Source organism: Burkholderia sp. E168m22, from assembly GCF_001319805.1.
Classification (GTDB): Bacteria; Pseudomonadota; Gammaproteobacteria; order Burkholderiales; family Burkholderiaceae; genus Burkholderia; species Burkholderia orbicola.
This window is the reverse complement of the sequence record NZ_BBSK01000109.1, coordinates 1-14,705: the sequence shown is the minus strand read 5'-3', so window position 1 is coordinate 14,705 and position 14,705 is coordinate 1. Positions and strand designations below refer to the sequence as shown.

General features: G+C 68.1%; 14 protein-coding genes. 5 read left to right on the top strand and 9 right to left on the bottom strand.

The features are described 5' to 3' along the window. The first annotated feature begins 29 nt into the window (after positions 1 to 29). Positions 30 to 848, top strand: coding sequence for a helix-turn-helix domain-containing protein (locus tag AP428_RS24870; RefSeq protein ID WP_011694498.1), 819 nt, complete (start codon positions 30 to 32; stop codon positions 846 to 848). A 13-nt stretch (positions 849 to 861) separates the two neighbouring features. On the opposite strand, the gene AP428_RS24865 is transcribed toward AP428_RS24870, so the two are convergent. Then, on the bottom strand, positions 862 to 1,395 hold the full coding sequence (locus tag AP428_RS24865; protein ID WP_011694499.1) for a methylated-DNA--[protein]-cysteine S-methyltransferase: 534 nt from the start codon (positions 1,393 to 1,395) through the stop codon (positions 862 to 864). Then, positions 1,392 to 2,870 (bottom strand): DNA-3-methyladenine glycosylase 2 family protein, encoded by a 1,479-nt coding sequence (locus tag AP428_RS24860; protein WP_011694500.1) that lies wholly within the window; start codon positions 2,868 to 2,870, stop codon positions 1,392 to 1,394. The genes AP428_RS24865 and AP428_RS24860 overlap by 4 nt, the downstream gene beginning before the upstream one ends. 322 nt (positions 2,871 to 3,192) lie before the next feature. On the opposite strand from AP428_RS24860, the gene AP428_RS24855 reads away from it, so the two are divergent. Continuing rightward, positions 3,193 to 4,485, top strand: coding sequence for an MFS transporter (locus AP428_RS24855; RefSeq protein ID WP_006479818.1), 1,293 nt, complete (start codon positions 3,193 to 3,195; stop codon positions 4,483 to 4,485). Between the two features lie 76 nt (positions 4,486 to 4,561). Here the strand turns inward: AP428_RS24855 and AP428_RS24850 are convergent, their stop codons facing one another. Then, positions 4,562 to 5,671: a LacI family DNA-binding transcriptional regulator gene (locus AP428_RS24850; RefSeq protein ID WP_011694501.1), complete on the bottom strand. Its 1,110-nt coding sequence runs from the start codon at positions 5,669 to 5,671 to the stop codon at positions 4,562 to 4,564. 70 nt (positions 5,672 to 5,741) lie between these two features. Between AP428_RS24850 and AP428_RS24845 the strand changes: the two genes are divergently transcribed. Next, positions 5,742 to 6,578, top strand: a complete 837-nt coding sequence (locus AP428_RS24845) for an NAD(P)-dependent oxidoreductase (RefSeq protein ID WP_011694502.1) — start codon at positions 5,742 to 5,744, stop codon at positions 6,576 to 6,578. Positions 6,579 to 6,607: 29 nt separating this feature from the next. Here the strand turns inward: AP428_RS24845 and AP428_RS24840 are convergent, their stop codons facing one another. Both AP428_RS24840 and AP428_RS24835 read right to left on the bottom strand, forming a co-directional pair. Beyond that, positions 6,608 to 6,928: a DUF1330 domain-containing protein gene (locus tag AP428_RS24840; RefSeq protein ID WP_011694503.1), complete on the bottom strand. Its 321-nt coding sequence runs from the start codon at positions 6,926 to 6,928 to the stop codon at positions 6,608 to 6,610. Positions 6,929 to 7,118: 190 nt separating this feature from the next. Beyond that, on the bottom strand, positions 7,119 to 7,577 hold the full coding sequence (locus AP428_RS24835) for a MerR family transcriptional regulator (RefSeq protein WP_011694504.1): 459 nt from the start codon (positions 7,575 to 7,577) through the stop codon (positions 7,119 to 7,121). Positions 7,578 to 7,656: 79 nt separating this feature from the next. Here AP428_RS24835 and AP428_RS24830 point away from each other — a divergent pair, with 79 nt between their 5' ends. Beyond that, positions 7,657 to 8,901, top strand: a complete 1,245-nt coding sequence (locus AP428_RS24830) for an NADH:flavin oxidoreductase/NADH oxidase family protein (RefSeq protein ID WP_011694505.1) — start codon at positions 7,657 to 7,659, stop codon at positions 8,899 to 8,901. 88 nt (positions 8,902 to 8,989) lie between these two features. On the opposite strand, the gene AP428_RS24825 is transcribed toward AP428_RS24830, so the two are convergent. The 4 genes from AP428_RS24825 to AP428_RS24810 all read right to left on the bottom strand — a co-directional run bounded on the left by AP428_RS24825 (position 8,990) and on the right by AP428_RS24810 (position 14,045). After that, complete coding sequence (locus tag AP428_RS24825; protein ID WP_011694506.1) at positions 8,990 to 11,113, bottom strand: TonB-dependent siderophore receptor; 2,124 nt, start codon at positions 11,111 to 11,113, stop codon at positions 8,990 to 8,992. A gap of 40 nt (positions 11,114 to 11,153) precedes the next feature. Continuing rightward, a complete protein-coding gene (locus AP428_RS24820; protein WP_011694507.1) occupies positions 11,154 to 12,629 on the bottom strand; it encodes a PepSY domain-containing protein in 1,476 nt (491 codons plus the stop codon). 241 nt (positions 12,630 to 12,870) lie between these two features. Further along, complete coding sequence (locus tag AP428_RS24815; RefSeq protein WP_011694508.1) at positions 12,871 to 13,356, bottom strand: hypothetical protein; 486 nt, start codon at positions 13,354 to 13,356, stop codon at positions 12,871 to 12,873. A 365-nt stretch (positions 13,357 to 13,721) separates the two neighbouring features. Next, entirely contained in the window at positions 13,722 to 14,045 is a 324-nt protein-coding gene (locus tag AP428_RS24810) for a hypothetical protein (protein ID WP_006484612.1), read from the bottom strand. Between the two features lie 145 nt (positions 14,046 to 14,190). Between AP428_RS24810 and AP428_RS37265 the strand changes: the two genes are divergently transcribed. Beyond that, entirely contained in the window at positions 14,191 to 14,340 is a 150-nt protein-coding gene (locus tag AP428_RS37265) for a hypothetical protein (protein WP_166488163.1), read from the top strand. Positions 14,341 to 14,705 lie beyond the last annotated feature (365 nt).

Sequence of the window (14,705 nt, the reverse complement as noted above, 5' to 3'; positions counted from 1 at the left end):
TTCGTGCAATGACCTTCGGAGGACGTCTTATGTTGCTGGCGGGACAACCCGGCGACCCTTACGCAGTGCCGCCGATGACGCGCCTGCCGAGGCCGCTGTACGTGCGCGCGTTCGGCATTCCCGGCAACGTGAGCGTCGACGCGCACAGTCATCCGTGGGCGCAGTTGATGTATGCGACGAGCGGCGTGCTCGAGGTGTCGACGCCGTCGGGCCGGCAACTGCTGCCGCCGCACTATGCGATGTGGATTCCGCCACACGTGCCGCACGCGGTGTCGACGCGCGATTGCGTCGCGTTCCACAGCCTGTATCTCGACGCAGCCCTCGCGCGCGGCGACGTGAACGACGATTGCACGATCCTCTGCATGACGCCGCTGCTGCGTGAGCTGGTGATCGCGACCGGCGAGTTGCCGGTGAATTACGACGAGGCGGGGCCCGACGGTGCGCTCGTGTGCCTGATCGCGGACCGGATCGCGCGCATGCAGCCGGCGCCGCTCACGGTGCCGCTGCCGCGCGATCCGCGCCTGCTGAAAATCGCGCGCGCGTTGCATGCGGCGCCGGGCGATACGCGCAGTCTCGACGAATGGGGCCATCAGGTCGGCGCGACGCGGCGCACGCTGTCGCGGCTGTTCCGGCAGGACACGGGGTTGTCGTTCACGGAATGGCGGCAGGGCGTGCGGCTGCTCGCGTCGTTGCCGCTGCTCGATGCAGGCGAGCCGATCGGCACGGTGGCCGCACAACTGGGTTACGACTCGACGTCGTCGTTCATCGCGCTGTTCCAGGCGAAATTCCGCATGACGCCCGGCGCATATGCGAAGCGTGAAGCGCGCCGGCCGGTGCTGCCCGCGTGACGCGCTTCGTCGATCAGAACGCGAGCGCCTGCTGCATCGGATGATGCGCGCCGCGTGAAAGTTCTGCGCCTTCGAGCGACAGCAGCGCACGTTTGCGCTCGATGCCGCCCGCATAGCCGGTCAGGCTGCCCGATGCGCCGACCACGCGATGGCATGGCACGATGATCGATACCGGATTGCGGCCGACCGCACCGCCCACGGCGCGTGCGCCGCTCATCGGCAGCCCGACGCGTTCGGTGATGTCGCCATACGACACGAGTTCGCCGAACGGAATTGCGAGCAGTTCCTGCCATACCCGTCGCTGAAACGCGGTGCCGCGCAGGTGGATCGGTACCGAGAACGTGTCGCGCGCGCCGGTGAAGTATTCGGCGATTTCCTCTGCGACCCGACGTGCGATCGGCGACGTGGCGAGCGTGTGCGCGTCGTTCAGGATCGCAAGCGACGGGAAGTATTTCTGGCCGACGAAGTACAGGCCCGTGAGCGCATCGTCCTCGATGCGTACGGCGATGTCGCCCAGCGGGCTCGGAATCAGGTGAGCGGGAGTCATCGCAATCCATCTCCATGAAGGCGCCACACATGCAGTGCGGCATACGCGCGCCACGGCGCCCAACGTGCCGCATGCGGCGCTGATGATGGCACGCGCGTGCGGTCGGTGCGCTCGGGGCGGGCGGGCAGCAACGCGTCGTCGGCGGGGAACGCGTTCGGCCATGCCATCGCACGCATCGCGACGTACTGCACCGCGCGTTCGTCGAAGCCGGGCAGCGCGCGCAGCGCGGCGAGCGTCGCATCGAGCGGCGCCATCGGTTCGAGCGCGAGCGTGCCGTCGTCGACAGCACGGGCGAGCGACACGATCGCATGCGCCATGTCTCGCTCGATGCCGATCGTTTCGAGGGCCGAAGGCGGCAGTGCGGCTAGTGTCGCGGCGCAGGGCAGGGCGTGCGTGAGGCCGGGCGGCGCACCGTCGACCGAGTGACCGAAGCGCTCAGCGATCCGTGCGAGCAACGGCGTATCGGCCTGCGCCGCCGCCAGCTGCTCGCCCGCGATCGCACGGATCGCGATCTCCAGACCGTCGAACGCGCCGGGCACGCGCAACCCCGGCGAGCCGCTCGCGAGATCGCCGAGATGCGCGTCGATCACGTCGGGGCGGCTGTCGAGATCGAACAGCCGGCGCACGCGTGCGAGCACGGCCGGCACGGCCGGCGTCAGCGCGGGCGACACGGTGACGGCCAGCGCGAAGCGCTGCGGCACGTGCGTGACGGACAGCCAGCCGGCGACGCGGCCGCCGTCGTGTCGATTCGGCAATTCGACGATGCGTGCATAACCCTTCGCGTCGATTCGTTCGACGCCGTCGATCTGCCGCTGCGCGAGAAAACGCATCAGGTCGGCCCACGCGAACGGCGGCCGGTACGGCAGCGGGAAGGTCATGTCGCCGTCGGCCGACGCGCCGGCCCCTTTGCGCAGCCGTAGCGGATTGAGGCCGTAGCGCTGGCGGAACAGGTCGTTGAAGCGTCGCACGCTGCCGAACCCGGCCGTCGACGCGACGACGGCCACCGGCAGCGCGGTATCGGTCAGCAGCCGCTTGGCCATCAGCAGCCGCTGCGTCTGCGCGAACTCGACCGGCGACACGCCGAACTGCGCGCCGAAGATGCGGCGCAGATGGCGTTCGGTCACGCCGACGCGCCGTGCGAGCGCGGCGACGGAATGCGCATTCAGGAAACCGTCGTCGATCAGCGTCGCGGCCGCGTCGGCGAGATTGCCGGACAGGTCGAGCAGCCCGTGGCCGGGCGCGAGTTCGGGGCGGCAGCGCATGCAGGGCCGGAAGCCGGCTTTCTCGGCGGCCGCGGCGGTCGGGTAGTAGGTGCAGTTTTGCGCTTTCGGCGGCTTCACCGGGCAGACCGGGCGGCAGTACACCCCGGTCGTCGCGACGCCGACGAAGAACCAGCCGTCGAAGCGGCGGTTCCGCGAAAGCAGGGCGTCGTAGCAGGTGTCAGGATCGAGGCGCATGGGGCGACTGTAAACCATCCTCGCGGTCGATTCTGGCTGGAATCGGACATGTGTGTCGGCCGCCGCGCGCCTGCCGCGCCGCAGCGGGAAAATCAGGGGAAAAACGGTTAATACCACTCTGCGAAACAGTCGTCTCTTTTACCGCGACTAATTTGAGATGACTCATCGAAATCCCCGACTGACACGGCAGCGGCAGACGTCCTATCCTTTGAAAAACGTTTTCCAGATAGGTTGGTGAAAGGGCCGGTGCGTCAGCGCGTGGGCCGTTCACCCCGGCGCCGGTCGCCGGTCAACGAATACCGCGCGGCGCGACGGGCGCGACCGCGCATCGGAGACATTCATGCAATCTGCCGTCGTCGGCGCCGTGCGCGCGGCCGCCAGCCGCTACCGCTGGACCGTGTGTGCGCTGTTGTTCTTCGCAACCGTGATCAACTACATGGATCGGCAGATCCTCGGCCTGCTCGCGCCGATGCTCCAGCACGACATCGGCTGGAGCCAGGTGCAGTACGGCCGCATCGTGATGGCGTTTTCGGCGTTCTATGCGCTGGGTCTGCTCGGCTTCGGGCGCATCGTCGACTGGCTCGGTACGCGCGTGTCGTACGCGGTGGCGATGCTGGTATGGAGCATCGCCGCGATGCTGCATGCGGCGGTCGGCTCGGTGACGGGCTTCGCGTTCGTGCGTGCGCTGCTCGGGATCGGCGAGGGCGGCAACTTCCCGGCCGCGATCAAGACGACGGCCGAATGGTTCCCGCGCCGCGAACGCGCGCTCGCCACCGGCATCTTCAACTCGGGCGCGAACATCGGGGCGGTGTTCGCGCCGGCGATCATCCCGGCGATCGCGGTGGCCTACGGCTGGCGCGCGGCGTTCGTGATCATCGGCGCTATCGGCATCGTGTGGCTCGCGGTGTGGCTGGTGATGTATCGCACGGCCGACACGCGCGCGCTCGCCGCGGAATACGACGAGCCGCGCGACGAAGCCGAAGCGCTCGACGCGGCGAACGCGAACGCCGGCGCGCCGCGCTGGGGCGAACTGATCCGCAAGCGCGAGACGTGGGCCTTCCTGATCGGCAAGTTCCTGACCGATCCGGTGTGGTGGTTCTACCTGTTCTGGCTGCCGAAGTGGCTGAACGAATCGCGCGGGATGGACATGCAGCACATCGGCTTGCCGCTCGTCTGCATCTATGCGCTGACGACGGTCGGCAGTATCGGCGGCGGCTGGCTGTCGTCGATGCTGCTGCGCGCGGGCTGGAGCGTGAACCGGGCGCGCAAGACGGCGATGCTGATCTGCGCATGTTGCGTGCTGCCGATCGCGTTCGTATCGCAGGTGCAGAGCCTGTGGATCGCGGTGCTGATCGTCGGCCTCGCCGCCGCCGCGCACCAGGGCTGGTCGGCGAACCTGTTCACGACGGCGTCCGACCTGTTCCCGCGCCGCGCGGTCGCGTCGGTGGTCGGCATCGGCGGGATGGCCGGCTCGATCGGCGGCGTGCTGTTCTCGGAAGTGATCGGCCAGGTGCTGCAGCGCACCGGCCACTACTGGGTGCTGTTTGCGATCGGCGCGTCGGCCTACCTGATCGCGCTGGCCGTGATGCACGTGCTCACGCCGAAGATGAAGCCCGCGAAACTCGATGCGTGATCGCGTGTCGGCAAGCAACAACGCCGCCCTCGGGGGCGGCGTTTTTCGTTCGGGGGCGTGACGCGTCGCGATTGCGTTATCCGGCCGCGGCCGATGCGGTCGACGCGCGCATGATCAGCCGCGGCTCGAACGTCGAATAGCTCGCGTCGGTGCGCCCGGCGAGCGCATCGATCAGCTTCTGCATCGCGAGTTCGCCCATGTTCTCGCTCTGGATGTCGACGGTCGTCAGCGCGGGCGCCGCGTATGCGCCGTACGGCACGTTGTCGATGCCGGCGACGGACACGTCCTGCGGCAGCCGGAAGCCGAGCGACGCGGCTTCCTTCATGAAGCCGAGCGCGATCAGGTCGTTGTAGCAGATCACGGCCTGCGGGCGCTGCGGCCCGAGCATCACGCGCGAGCACGCGCGCTCGCCGGCCTCGGCGGTCGGCGCGTGCGCGTCGTGCACGTCGAGCGTGAGCCCCGCTTCGGCGAGGCAGTCGCGCGCGCCCTGGATTCGTTCGTCGTTCACGCGCGCGGTGCCGAAGCCGAGATATGCGATGCGCGTATGGCCGAGGTTGAGCAGGTGGCGCGCGAGCATGTAGGTCGACAGCCGGTTGTCGATGCCGACGCTCGGAATCGGCAGGCCGGGGCTGCGACGCAGCAGCACGAGCGGCTTGTTGAGGTCGAGCATCCAGCCGGCTTCCTCGTCGGGCATCCGCGTGCTGACGATCAGCCCGTCGACGCGCTGCGCGAGCGCCTCGATCAGCGAACGTTCGCGCGCCTGGCTTTCCTCGGTATCGACGAGCAGCAGCGTGTAGTCGTGCTGCAGCGCGACGCGGTTCGCGCCTTTCACGACGTTCGTGAAGTGCGGGTTGCTGATGTCGAGGATCACGAGGCCGATGGTGCGCGTGCGGCCGGTGATCATCGAGCGCGCAAGCGGATTCGATCGGTAGCCGAGCCGCTCGATGGCCTCCTTGAGCCGTGCCTCGACGGTCGGCGAGAAGCGTTGCGTGCCGTTCACGTACTTCGATACCGTCGCGACCGACACGCCGGCTTCGGCGGCCACGTCGCGGATCGTCGAGGAAACTTTTTTCATCGGAAGGGTAACGTTTTCGTTCGATAACGCCGGATTGTGGCAGAAAAAGACGGCGCGCAGCCACCCGTCGATATCGGGAAAGTGCGGATGGCTGCGAGCAGATTCGACCATTGACGCTCGACGCCGCGCACGCGTATAGTTGGAAAACGTTTTCCGATTTAGGTCAGATCAAGGAGATTCGATGAACGCCTCATCCACCGCCGCGCGCAAACCGTTCGGCCGCCTGCTGCTGACGGGCGCGGCCGGCAACCTCGGCCGCCAGTTGCGCGGCGCGCTCGCCGACTGGGCCGACGTCGTGCGCGTCAGCGACATCGCGGCGCTCGGCGACGCGGCCGCGCATGAAGAACTCCGCGTGGTCGACCTGGCCGACCGGCCGGCCGTGATGCAGCTCGTCGACGGCGTGGACGCGATCGTTCACCTCGGCGGCATTTCGGTCGATGCGCCGTTCGACGATCTGGTCGGCGCGAACATCACCGGCACGTACAACCTGTACGAAGCCGCGCGCAAACACGGCGTGAAGCGCGTCGTGTTCGCGAGCTCGAACCATGCGATCGGTTTCCATCCGGTCACCGAGGTGCTCGACGCCGATGCGCCGCTGCGCCCGGACAGCCTGTACGGCGTGACGAAGTGCTTCGGCGAATCGCTGTCGCGCTACTACTTCGACCGCTTCGGGATCGAAACCGTATGCCTGCGGATCGGCTCGTCGTTCGAGGTGCCGAAGAACCCGCGCATGCTCGTCACGTTCCTCAGCTATCGCGATTTCATCGAGCTCGTGCGCTGCTCGCTGCTGACGAACCGCGTCGGCCACGCGATCGTCTACGGCGCGTCGGACAACCCGGTGAAGTGGTGGGACAACACGAAGGTCGGTTTCCTCGGCTTTCGCCCGCGTGACAGCTCCGAGCAGTTCGCGGGGCTGTTCCCGGTGACGGCGCCGACGGCCGAATACGACGATCCCGCGCAGCGGTTCCAGGGCGGCGGGTTCGTCGTCGGCGAGCCGATGGAGCGCAACGTGAAATAAGTCAGGGCGGCGGCCTCGGGCGTCGGCGATCAACGCAGAATGTCGGTCGCCTTGTGCCGTTCGTCGACGCCGTCGATCAGGATCAACGGGCCGCTCGCGTGCCGTTCACGCAGCGGCTGGATCTGCCGGTACGCATCCGAGTCGTACCACGCGCGCGCCATGTCGAGATCCGGAAACGCGATCGCGATCAGGTCGCCGCGCCACACGCCTTCGCGTACCTCCGGCCGGGCGCCGTGAATCACGAAATGGCCGTCGTACGGTGCGAGCGTGCCGTCGATCCGTTCGAGGTATTCGACGATGTCGTCGCACATTTCGACGTCGTGCAGGTGGGCGATGGCGTAGGCGGTCATGGCGGGCTCCTTGGCGTGATGCGGTTCGAGAGTCGATGAAGCCATGATCGCGGCGCGGGCTGCGCGCGTCGATTACCTGCGACGTAAGCAAATCCGGACAACTGCACCGCATCGTGTTTCAGGCCGTGGCGCGCATCGATCGATGGCCGGCGCGGCGCGATTCCGCATCACAATCCTGCAGCACACTCCATCACGCCCGCTTGCGCGCCGGCCGCACGACGGGCGTCGCCTCCAGCGGCTCGGCGGCCTGCTCGCACAGCCGGTCGAGCATTCGCTGCGCGGCGCCCGCGCAATCCTCGCCGGCCGGCTTGTTCTCGATTTCGTCGATCAGCGTTTCCAGATGTTGCCGGTTCTGCGCGAGACGCCGTTCGAGCAGCGCGATTTCGTCGACCTTGTGCCGCAGCGCGACCAGCAGTTCGTCGTGCGGCCATGCGCCGAGATCGGGCGGCAGCACCGCGCGGATCTCGTCGAGCGAGAAGCCCGCGCACTGCGCGCGGTCGATGATCGCGAGCCGCGTCAACGCTTCCGGCCCGTATTCCCGATAGCCGTTCGCCTGCCGGCGGGCCGGTTCGAGCAGGCCGCTTGCTTCGTAGAAGCGGATGCGCGACGCCGCGAGGCCGCTCGCCTTCGCCAGTTCGCCGATTTTCATGATGGGCTCCAAAAAGGGCTTGACCTTAAAGTTGACTTTAAAGTTATCGTGGGCCATCGTCAATCAAGGATGTCCCACCATGAATCTGTTTGCGCCCCTCACACTGCCCAACGGGGCGGTGATTCCGAACCGTCTGGCCAAGGCCGCGATGGAAGAAAACATGGCCGATGCGGATCACGCGCCGTCCGACGCGTTGCTGCGCCTGTACCAGGCGTGGGCCGACGGTCAGGCCGGGCTGATCCTGACCGGCAACGTGATGGTGGACGGCCGCGCGATGACGGGGCCGAACGGCGTCGTGCTCGAAAACGACGCGCATCTCGATCGTTTCCGCCGCTGGGCGCAGATCGCCCGCTCGAACGGCGCGCACGTGTGGATGCAGATCAATCACCCGGGGCGCCAGATGCAGGCGGCGCTCGGCCAGACGACGCTCGCGCCGTCGGCCGTGCCGCTCGCGCTCGGCGCGCTGTCGAAGCAGTTCCCGGTGCCGAAGGAGATGACGGCCGCCGACATCGCCGACGTGCAGCAGCGCTTCGTGCGCGCCGCGCAGCTCGCGGAGCAAAGCGGCTTCACCGGCGTGCAGGTGCATGCGGCGCACGGCTATCTGCTGAGCCAGTTCCTGTCGCCGCTGACGAACCGCCGGCAGGATCAATGGGGCGGCAGCATCGAGAATCGCGCGCGCCTGCTGCTCGATATCGTGAAGGCGGTGCGCGCGGCGGTGTCGCCGGCATTCGTCGTCGCGGTGAAGCTGAACTCGGCCGATTTCCAGCGCGGCGGTTTCAGCGCGGACGACGCGAAGCGCGTGGTCGAACTGCTGAATCCTCTCGGCGTCGATCTCGTCGAACTGTCGGGCGGCAGCTATGAAGTGCCGGCGATGCAGGGTGAGGCGCGCGACGGCCGCACGCTGGCGCGCGAAGCGTATTTCCTCGAATTCGCGCGCGACATCACCGCCGTCGCGCGGATGCCGCTGATGGTCACGGGCGGCATCCGGCGTCGTGCGGTGGCCGAGCAGGTGGTGAACAGCGGCGTGGCGATGGTCGGCATCGCGACCGCGCTGTCGATCGACCCGAACCTGCCGCGCGACTGGCGCGCCGGCAAGGACAGCGCGCCGGTGCTGCAGCCGATCCGCTGGAAGAACAAGGCGCTGGGCGCGCTGGCGAACATGGCCGTCGTCAAGTTCCAGCTCACGCGATTGAGCGAAGGGCGCCGCACGCATCCGCAGGTATCGCCGCTGCGCGCGCTGGTGCGGCAGCAACTGGCCGCGCAGTGCCAGACGCGGCGCTACCGGAAGTGGATGGCCGGGCGCGCGGCGGGCACGCGTGCATGATGCATCGACGCGCGCCGGCGATGCCGAAGGCTGACCGGCACGCCGCCGCGGCCGTGCCGCCTGGCACGTTGCGCGGCGGCCTGCGCGCTCAGAACCGGTAGTTCGCCAGCACCTCGACGCGCCGGTCGTTGCCGAGCAGATACTGCGTCTCGTTGTAGTACGCGGACTGCACGTAGCGGCGATTGAACACGTTGTACGCACGGGCGGTGATCGTCGTGTCCTTGCGCGGCTTCCACGCGAGGCCGAGGTCGACGGTCGTGTACGACGGCATCACGAGCTGGTTCGCGGTATCGGCGAATCGCTTGCCGACGTACTTGACGCCCGCTATGCCGGTCCAGTCCGGCGCGAAGCGCCAGCTCACCCACAGGTTCGCGAGCCGCTGCGGCACCGACACCGGCACGTTGCCTGCGCGCGACACGGTCGTGCCGCCGGACGACTGCTGGAAATCGTCGTATTTCGCGCGCAGGATCGACACGTTCGCATCGACGCGCCAGTCCTTCGCGATCTCCGCGCCGACCGTCGCCTCCAGCCCGCGCGACGACTGCTGGCCGACCTGGATCGACTGGTTCGGGTTCACCGGGTCGGCCGTCAGCAGGTTGCTCTTCACGATCCGGTACGCGGCGAGCGTCCATTCGGCCTTACCGTCGAGGAACGACTGCTTCACGCCGATCTCGATCTGCCGGCCGGTCGCGAGCGTGAAGTTCGCCTTCGACGCATTGAGCGACAGCAGCGAGCTGACCGGATCGGCCGCGACCGAATACTGGCCGTACACGGCGAGGCCGGGCCGCACGTCGTACACGGTGCCGATGCGCCAGCCGGTGTTCGCGAACACCTTCGTGAATGCGCCGCCGTTCACGAGATCGTCGCGGTTCACGCTCGCATGGTCGTAGCGCAGCCCGCCGATCACCGACCAGCGCGGCGTGATCTCGAGCCGGTTCTCCGCGAACAGCGCGTACTGGTTCGACTGGCTGCGGTACTTCGGAAACGTGCCGGCCGTGTTGATGAAACTGCCCGGATCGAAGTTGAACGGATCGACCGTCGACGTGCCCGCATACGGCGAATTGTTGTCGTGCTGGAATGTCGTGTGGTTGAACTCGACGCCCGCCGAAAACGTGTTGCGCATGCCGAGCAGCGCGCCGCCGACGGTGGCCGTCGTCACGTTGCCGTACTGTTCCTGGTCGTGAAAGATTTCCGTGTAGCTGCTGCGCCGCACTTGCGCGCTCGACGGCAGGTACGTGTAGTACTCCGCATCCTTCCAGTGACGGTTGCTCTTCATCCGGTACAGCGTGCTCGTCACGTTCAGGCTGTCGCTCGGCTGCCAGTTCGCCGAGACGGTGGCCCAGCTGTCGCGGAACGCGATGTCGGCGTCGCCGACGTTGTAGTTCTTCTTGTCGAGCGCGCGATCGCGCGCACCGTTGACGAGCGGCACGCCGAAATACTGCATCGGATGCATGAAGCCCTGCGCATACGACGCCGTCACGTACAGGTCGGGCGTCACGTCGTAGCGCAGCGCGCCGGACACCGACAGGTTGCGCGAATCGCCGCGGTCGACCCAGTTCGACGATCGGTTGCCGCTGATGTCGAAGCGGTACGACAGCTTGTCGTTGATCGCGCCGCCGCTGCCGAACGCGGCGCGTGCCGTGCCTTCGGTGCCGCCGCCGACTTGCAGTTCGTTGCGGATCGGCGTGCGCGTCGGCTTCTTCGGCACGATGTTGACCACGCCGCCGATTGCGCCTTCGCCGTAGATCACCGACGCGGGGCCGCGCAGCACGTCGATATGGTCGACCGACCACGTATCGAACGGGAACGTGACGCCGATCGCGCCGTACGGGCGCACGCCGTCGTAGAGCTGCGTGACCGACGACGCGCCGACGAAGCCGCGCGCGGCGAGCTCCGAGTTGCCGTTGCCGGGATGCGGCGACGCGCTGATACCGGCGGCGCGGCTCACGGCGTCGATGATCGAACTGTCGCCGCGCGTGTCGAGTGTCGCGCGGTTGATCTGCTCGACGCTCGCGGGCGTTTCGAGCGGCGACAGCCCGAGATGGCTGCCCGTGTCGAGCGGTTGCGTCAGGGCGGGCGCCTTCTGCGCGTCGACGCGAATCGGTGCGAGCATGGCGCCGGCGCCGTCGACACTGCGTTCCTGTGTTTGTGCCTGCCCGGCCGGCGACAGCGCCGCGAGCACGGCGGCGGGCAGCATCAATCTGAACTTCATTGTTTCGGTTTCCTTAGAATGGGGGAAGCGCTTGCGTCGATCACGCCGCGGCGCGCGCCGCGCGGCCGAACAGCAGCCGGTCGAGCAACCAGACCGCGACGATCGTCAGCCCCATCAACGGGAAGACGAGGCCGAGCAGCACGAGCCCGGCGAGCCAGCCGCGCATCGGCGGCGTGCCGCGTTCGCGCGACGGCGCGCCCAGCGTCCCGGCCGGGCGGCGCTTCCACCACATCACGGTGCCCGTGACGGCCATCGCGGCCAGCCCGAGCGACAGCACCGCGCAAATGATCTGGTTCGCGAGCCCGAAATAACGGCCCATGTGCAGCGACGTGCCGTACGACACCGCTTTCGATACCGCGCCGTAGTCGCCATAGCGGATGTCCTTCAAGACCGCGCCGCTGTATTGGTCGACGTAGATCGTGCGTTCGGCCTTCGGGTCGGCCGGAAAGTACGACGCGGTGAACACGCCGTCCGGGCCGGACGGCAGCGCGAGCGTGTAGCCGCTCGTCACGCCGAGCCCGGCGACGATCGCGATCGCGCGGGCCAGCGGCAGCGGCGCGGGTGTGGGCGTCGGCGCGGCCGGCGAATGCGGCACGGGCACGTTGCCGACCGCCCACGGCGTTTGCGGCAACGGCAGGTCGTCCATCACCATGCCCGGCATCGATTCGTCGGAATCGTGGTGATGGCCGGACGGCGCGGTGGCCTGCGCAGGCGCATGCGCGGCCGTCGCGGCGGCACCCGGACGCGTCGAGCGCATCGACGCGCCGCCCCACGCGCCTTCCGGCGCGCCGAGGTTCACGGTCGCGGCGAGCGCCTTGAAGTTCTTGCCCCACGAGCCCGACCACGGCAGCCCGGTCAGGATGAACGCGATCGTGCCGGCCGCGAGCCAGATGCCGGCCGTCGCATGAAGGCTCTTCCACAGCGGCCGGCCGCGCAGCGACAGGTCGGGCCGCAGCGCGCGCCCGACGCGTGCCGCGCCGCGCGGCCACCACAGCGCGATGCCGGTGCCGATCATCACGAAGGTCCAGCAGGCGGCGAGCTCCATCAGCAACTCGCCGGTCTTGCCGAGCAGCAGCTTGCGATGCAGCATCCGGTCGACCTGCATGAAGCGGTTCTCGACGCTCAGCGTGCCGAGTACGCTGCCGTCGTACGGGTTCACGTACACGCTCTCGCGGCTGCCGTCGCGCAACCGGAACACGTACTCGGCGCTGCGGTCCGGCGCGGTGGAGACCTGCACGGAAACCGCCGTGGCGTCGGCCGGCATCGCGGTGCGGGCGCGGGCGAGCAGCGTGTCGGCATCGAGCCGCGGCGTCGCGCGCGGTTCGACGACCAGCCGGTGCGGGTACAGCAGCGGCTCGATCTGCGGCTGGAAGCAATAGAGCGTGCCGGTGATCGCGAGGATCACGAGGAACGGCATCACGAACAGGCCGGCGTAGAAGTGCCAGCGCCAGAGCGTCCGGTAACCGGCGCTGGCGGAACGGGCGGGCGAGATGGCCCGATCGACGGTGGTCGACATGGTGTGAACTCCTCGGTTCGTCGAGCGGCGGGGCCGGCGCGGGCCGGCGGCCGTCAACGTGCGTCGCACCCGCGTGCGGGCATCGCCGCAGCAGGCGGCGCGGTGCGCTGCGCAAACGGGGCGCAGGGCGGCGTCGCCCGCGCGATGCGGGCAGGCGGGTGAACGCGTGAATCAGGTCGGGTGAAACGAACGGCGTGAACGCGCAGGCACGTCGACGTGCCTGCGCCACTGGGCGGAACGTTCAGCAGAACCGAGGAGGGGCGCGGGAGGGCGGGCGATCGTCGAATACCGATCGCACGAAAGGAAGACTGTCGAAGTGAACGCGAAAGCGTCGCGGCGGCGCCGCGGGAAACAGCAGCACCAGCAGCACGAACGATGCGATCGCGGTGAACAGCGCGGCGCCGAATGCGCACAGGCTGTCGCCGTTACCGGAAGACGCCGCCTTGTCGGCGTGCGCGTCGTGCTTCAGTGCATCGACGAGCGCCAGCGCATCGTTGGCCGGCGTGATCGGCGCGCTCGCGTCGAAGCGGGCGGCCAGCGCGGCGGCGGTGACGATCAGCGGGCCCTGGCCTGAACACAGCACCACCGAGCCCGCATCCGGACCGTCCGGATCGAGCATCACGGCGCCCGACATCAGCGCGCGGGACAGCAGCGTCACGAGGAGGAACCCCCACAGCCACTGTCGTGCGACGCCTGGCCGGAGCAGGAAGCGGCGAAGTGCGTTCATGGCGCGCGATTGTACCTCCGTTTGCGTGGAGGGGCAGGCGGGCCGTGCGTGTGGAGTGGGGCAAGTCAGGGGGAGCCAGGGGTGACGTCCCGTTCGCCGTCGGCCAGCAGATCGGCGCGATCGGCCGGCGACAGTCGCTTCATCATGCGCTCGGTGTCGTGATCGTAGCGGCGATCGTTCGATCGGGATGCTTCCGCGCGTTGCGACCGTATTGCTTCACGAAGAAGCCGAATTCGCCGGCGAGCCGGGATGTCCGGTTTCTATTTCTAACGCTCATGCGGCGAGGTTATCCGACATTCGCGCGAATCGCGCATGGCCGGCGTTGCCGCGACGGTCGTGCGCGGCGCCCGATCCCTTGCGTCCGCTCACACCGGATACGCATCGTCGACCTTCAGGTTCGCGAGCCGGAACAGCGTGCGCAGCGTCTGCGGATGGATGTCGCGGTGCGCGGCGAGCGACGTCAGCATGAAGTCGAGCACCTTCGCGTAGCGGAGCAGCACGAGGCAACGAGCAAGATCGGGCGTGCGGCCGCGCATGTCTTCGGCGAGCGTGACCATTTGCGTCGACAGCGTGCGCGCCATCTCGAGTTCCATCTGCTGTTTTTCGGTCCAGTCGGGCAGTGGCTGTTCGAGCACTTTCGCGAGGAAGAGCTGGAATGACGTATCGGACGAATTGGGCTGCGCATCCATGAAGAGCCTCGCTGCGTGTGCATATCGTACGGGCGTATCCGTGGGAGCGCCCGAGGGTGAAATCATGTCCGCGCGGTACCGGGCGCGGCTTCTGCCCGAACGGAATGCAGATTCCGTACCAGCCCCGCCGGACGATTGTTGAGCAATGTTGAGCCGTGATCCGGCGTCGGTCGGCGAGTCCCGCCGGGACTGGATCGCGCAGGCGATCGAGGAGGGCATCTACGGGCGGCAGGTAAGCGACGTCGGGCGCCTGACGCGGCGCGGCGACGCGAAATGCTTCACGGATGTAACGTAACGCGGGCGTCCGGCGCATCGCGCGCTCGTGCCGGCGAATGGCCGGAACGATGCGTGCCGCGCGGTGCGGCCATGCCCGCCGTGCGTTCGCCGACGTGAAACGGCTGCATGGAGCGCACGCCGCCGCATCGCGCGAACCGGCGGCGAACGCGCCAGTTGTTTCAAAACAGAGACGGTTCGGCGCGGCGATTGGTTGCATGGCCACGCAACTGGCCCAGCGATTGGCCGCGTAATTGTCCATGGGCAGACGGCGCGGGTTTGCCAACAATCTCCCGATCATCCCCGCGAGGTTCGCATGAACGTCCACACCTTCTTCTCGGCCAACCTGCTGCTCGCCTACACGGCCTATTTCATCGGCACGGCCAG

Coding starts and splice junctions, on each gene's coding strand:
- AP428_RS24810 (WP_006484612.1), bottom strand. CDS start 14,045: ATGGATGCGCAGCCCAATTCGTCCGATACGTCATTCCAGCTCTTCCTC.
- AP428_RS24815 (WP_011694508.1), bottom strand. CDS start 13,356: ATGAACGCACTTCGCCGCTTCCTGCTCCGGCCAGGCGTCGCACGACAG.
- AP428_RS24860 (WP_011694500.1), bottom strand. CDS start 2,870: ATGGTTTACAGTCGCCCCATGCGCCTCGATCCTGACACCTGCTACGAC.
- AP428_RS24830 (WP_011694505.1), top strand. CDS start 7,657: ATGAATCTGTTTGCGCCCCTCACACTGCCCAACGGGGCGGTGATTCCG.
- AP428_RS24850 (WP_011694501.1), bottom strand. CDS start 5,671: ATGGTCGAATCTGCTCGCAGCCATCCGCACTTTCCCGATATCGACGGG.
- AP428_RS24840 (WP_011694503.1), bottom strand. CDS start 6,928: ATGACCGCCTACGCCATCGCCCACCTGCACGACGTCGAAATGTGCGAC.
- AP428_RS24845 (WP_011694502.1), top strand. CDS start 5,742: ATGAACGCCTCATCCACCGCCGCGCGCAAACCGTTCGGCCGCCTGCTG.
- AP428_RS37265 (WP_166488163.1), top strand. CDS start 14,191: ATGTTGAGCCGTGATCCGGCGTCGGTCGGCGAGTCCCGCCGGGACTGG.
- AP428_RS24825 (WP_011694506.1), bottom strand. CDS start 11,113: ATGAAGTTCAGATTGATGCTGCCCGCCGCCGTGCTCGCGGCGCTGTCG.
- AP428_RS24835 (WP_011694504.1), bottom strand. CDS start 7,577: ATGAAAATCGGCGAACTGGCGAAGGCGAGCGGCCTCGCGGCGTCGCGC.
- AP428_RS24855 (WP_006479818.1), top strand. CDS start 3,193: ATGCAATCTGCCGTCGTCGGCGCCGTGCGCGCGGCCGCCAGCCGCTAC.
- AP428_RS24870 (WP_011694498.1), top strand. CDS start 30: ATGTTGCTGGCGGGACAACCCGGCGACCCTTACGCAGTGCCGCCGATG.
- AP428_RS24820 (WP_011694507.1), bottom strand. CDS start 12,629: ATGTCGACCACCGTCGATCGGGCCATCTCGCCCGCCCGTTCCGCCAGC.
- AP428_RS24865 (WP_011694499.1), bottom strand. CDS start 1,395: ATGACTCCCGCTCACCTGATTCCGAGCCCGCTGGGCGACATCGCCGTA.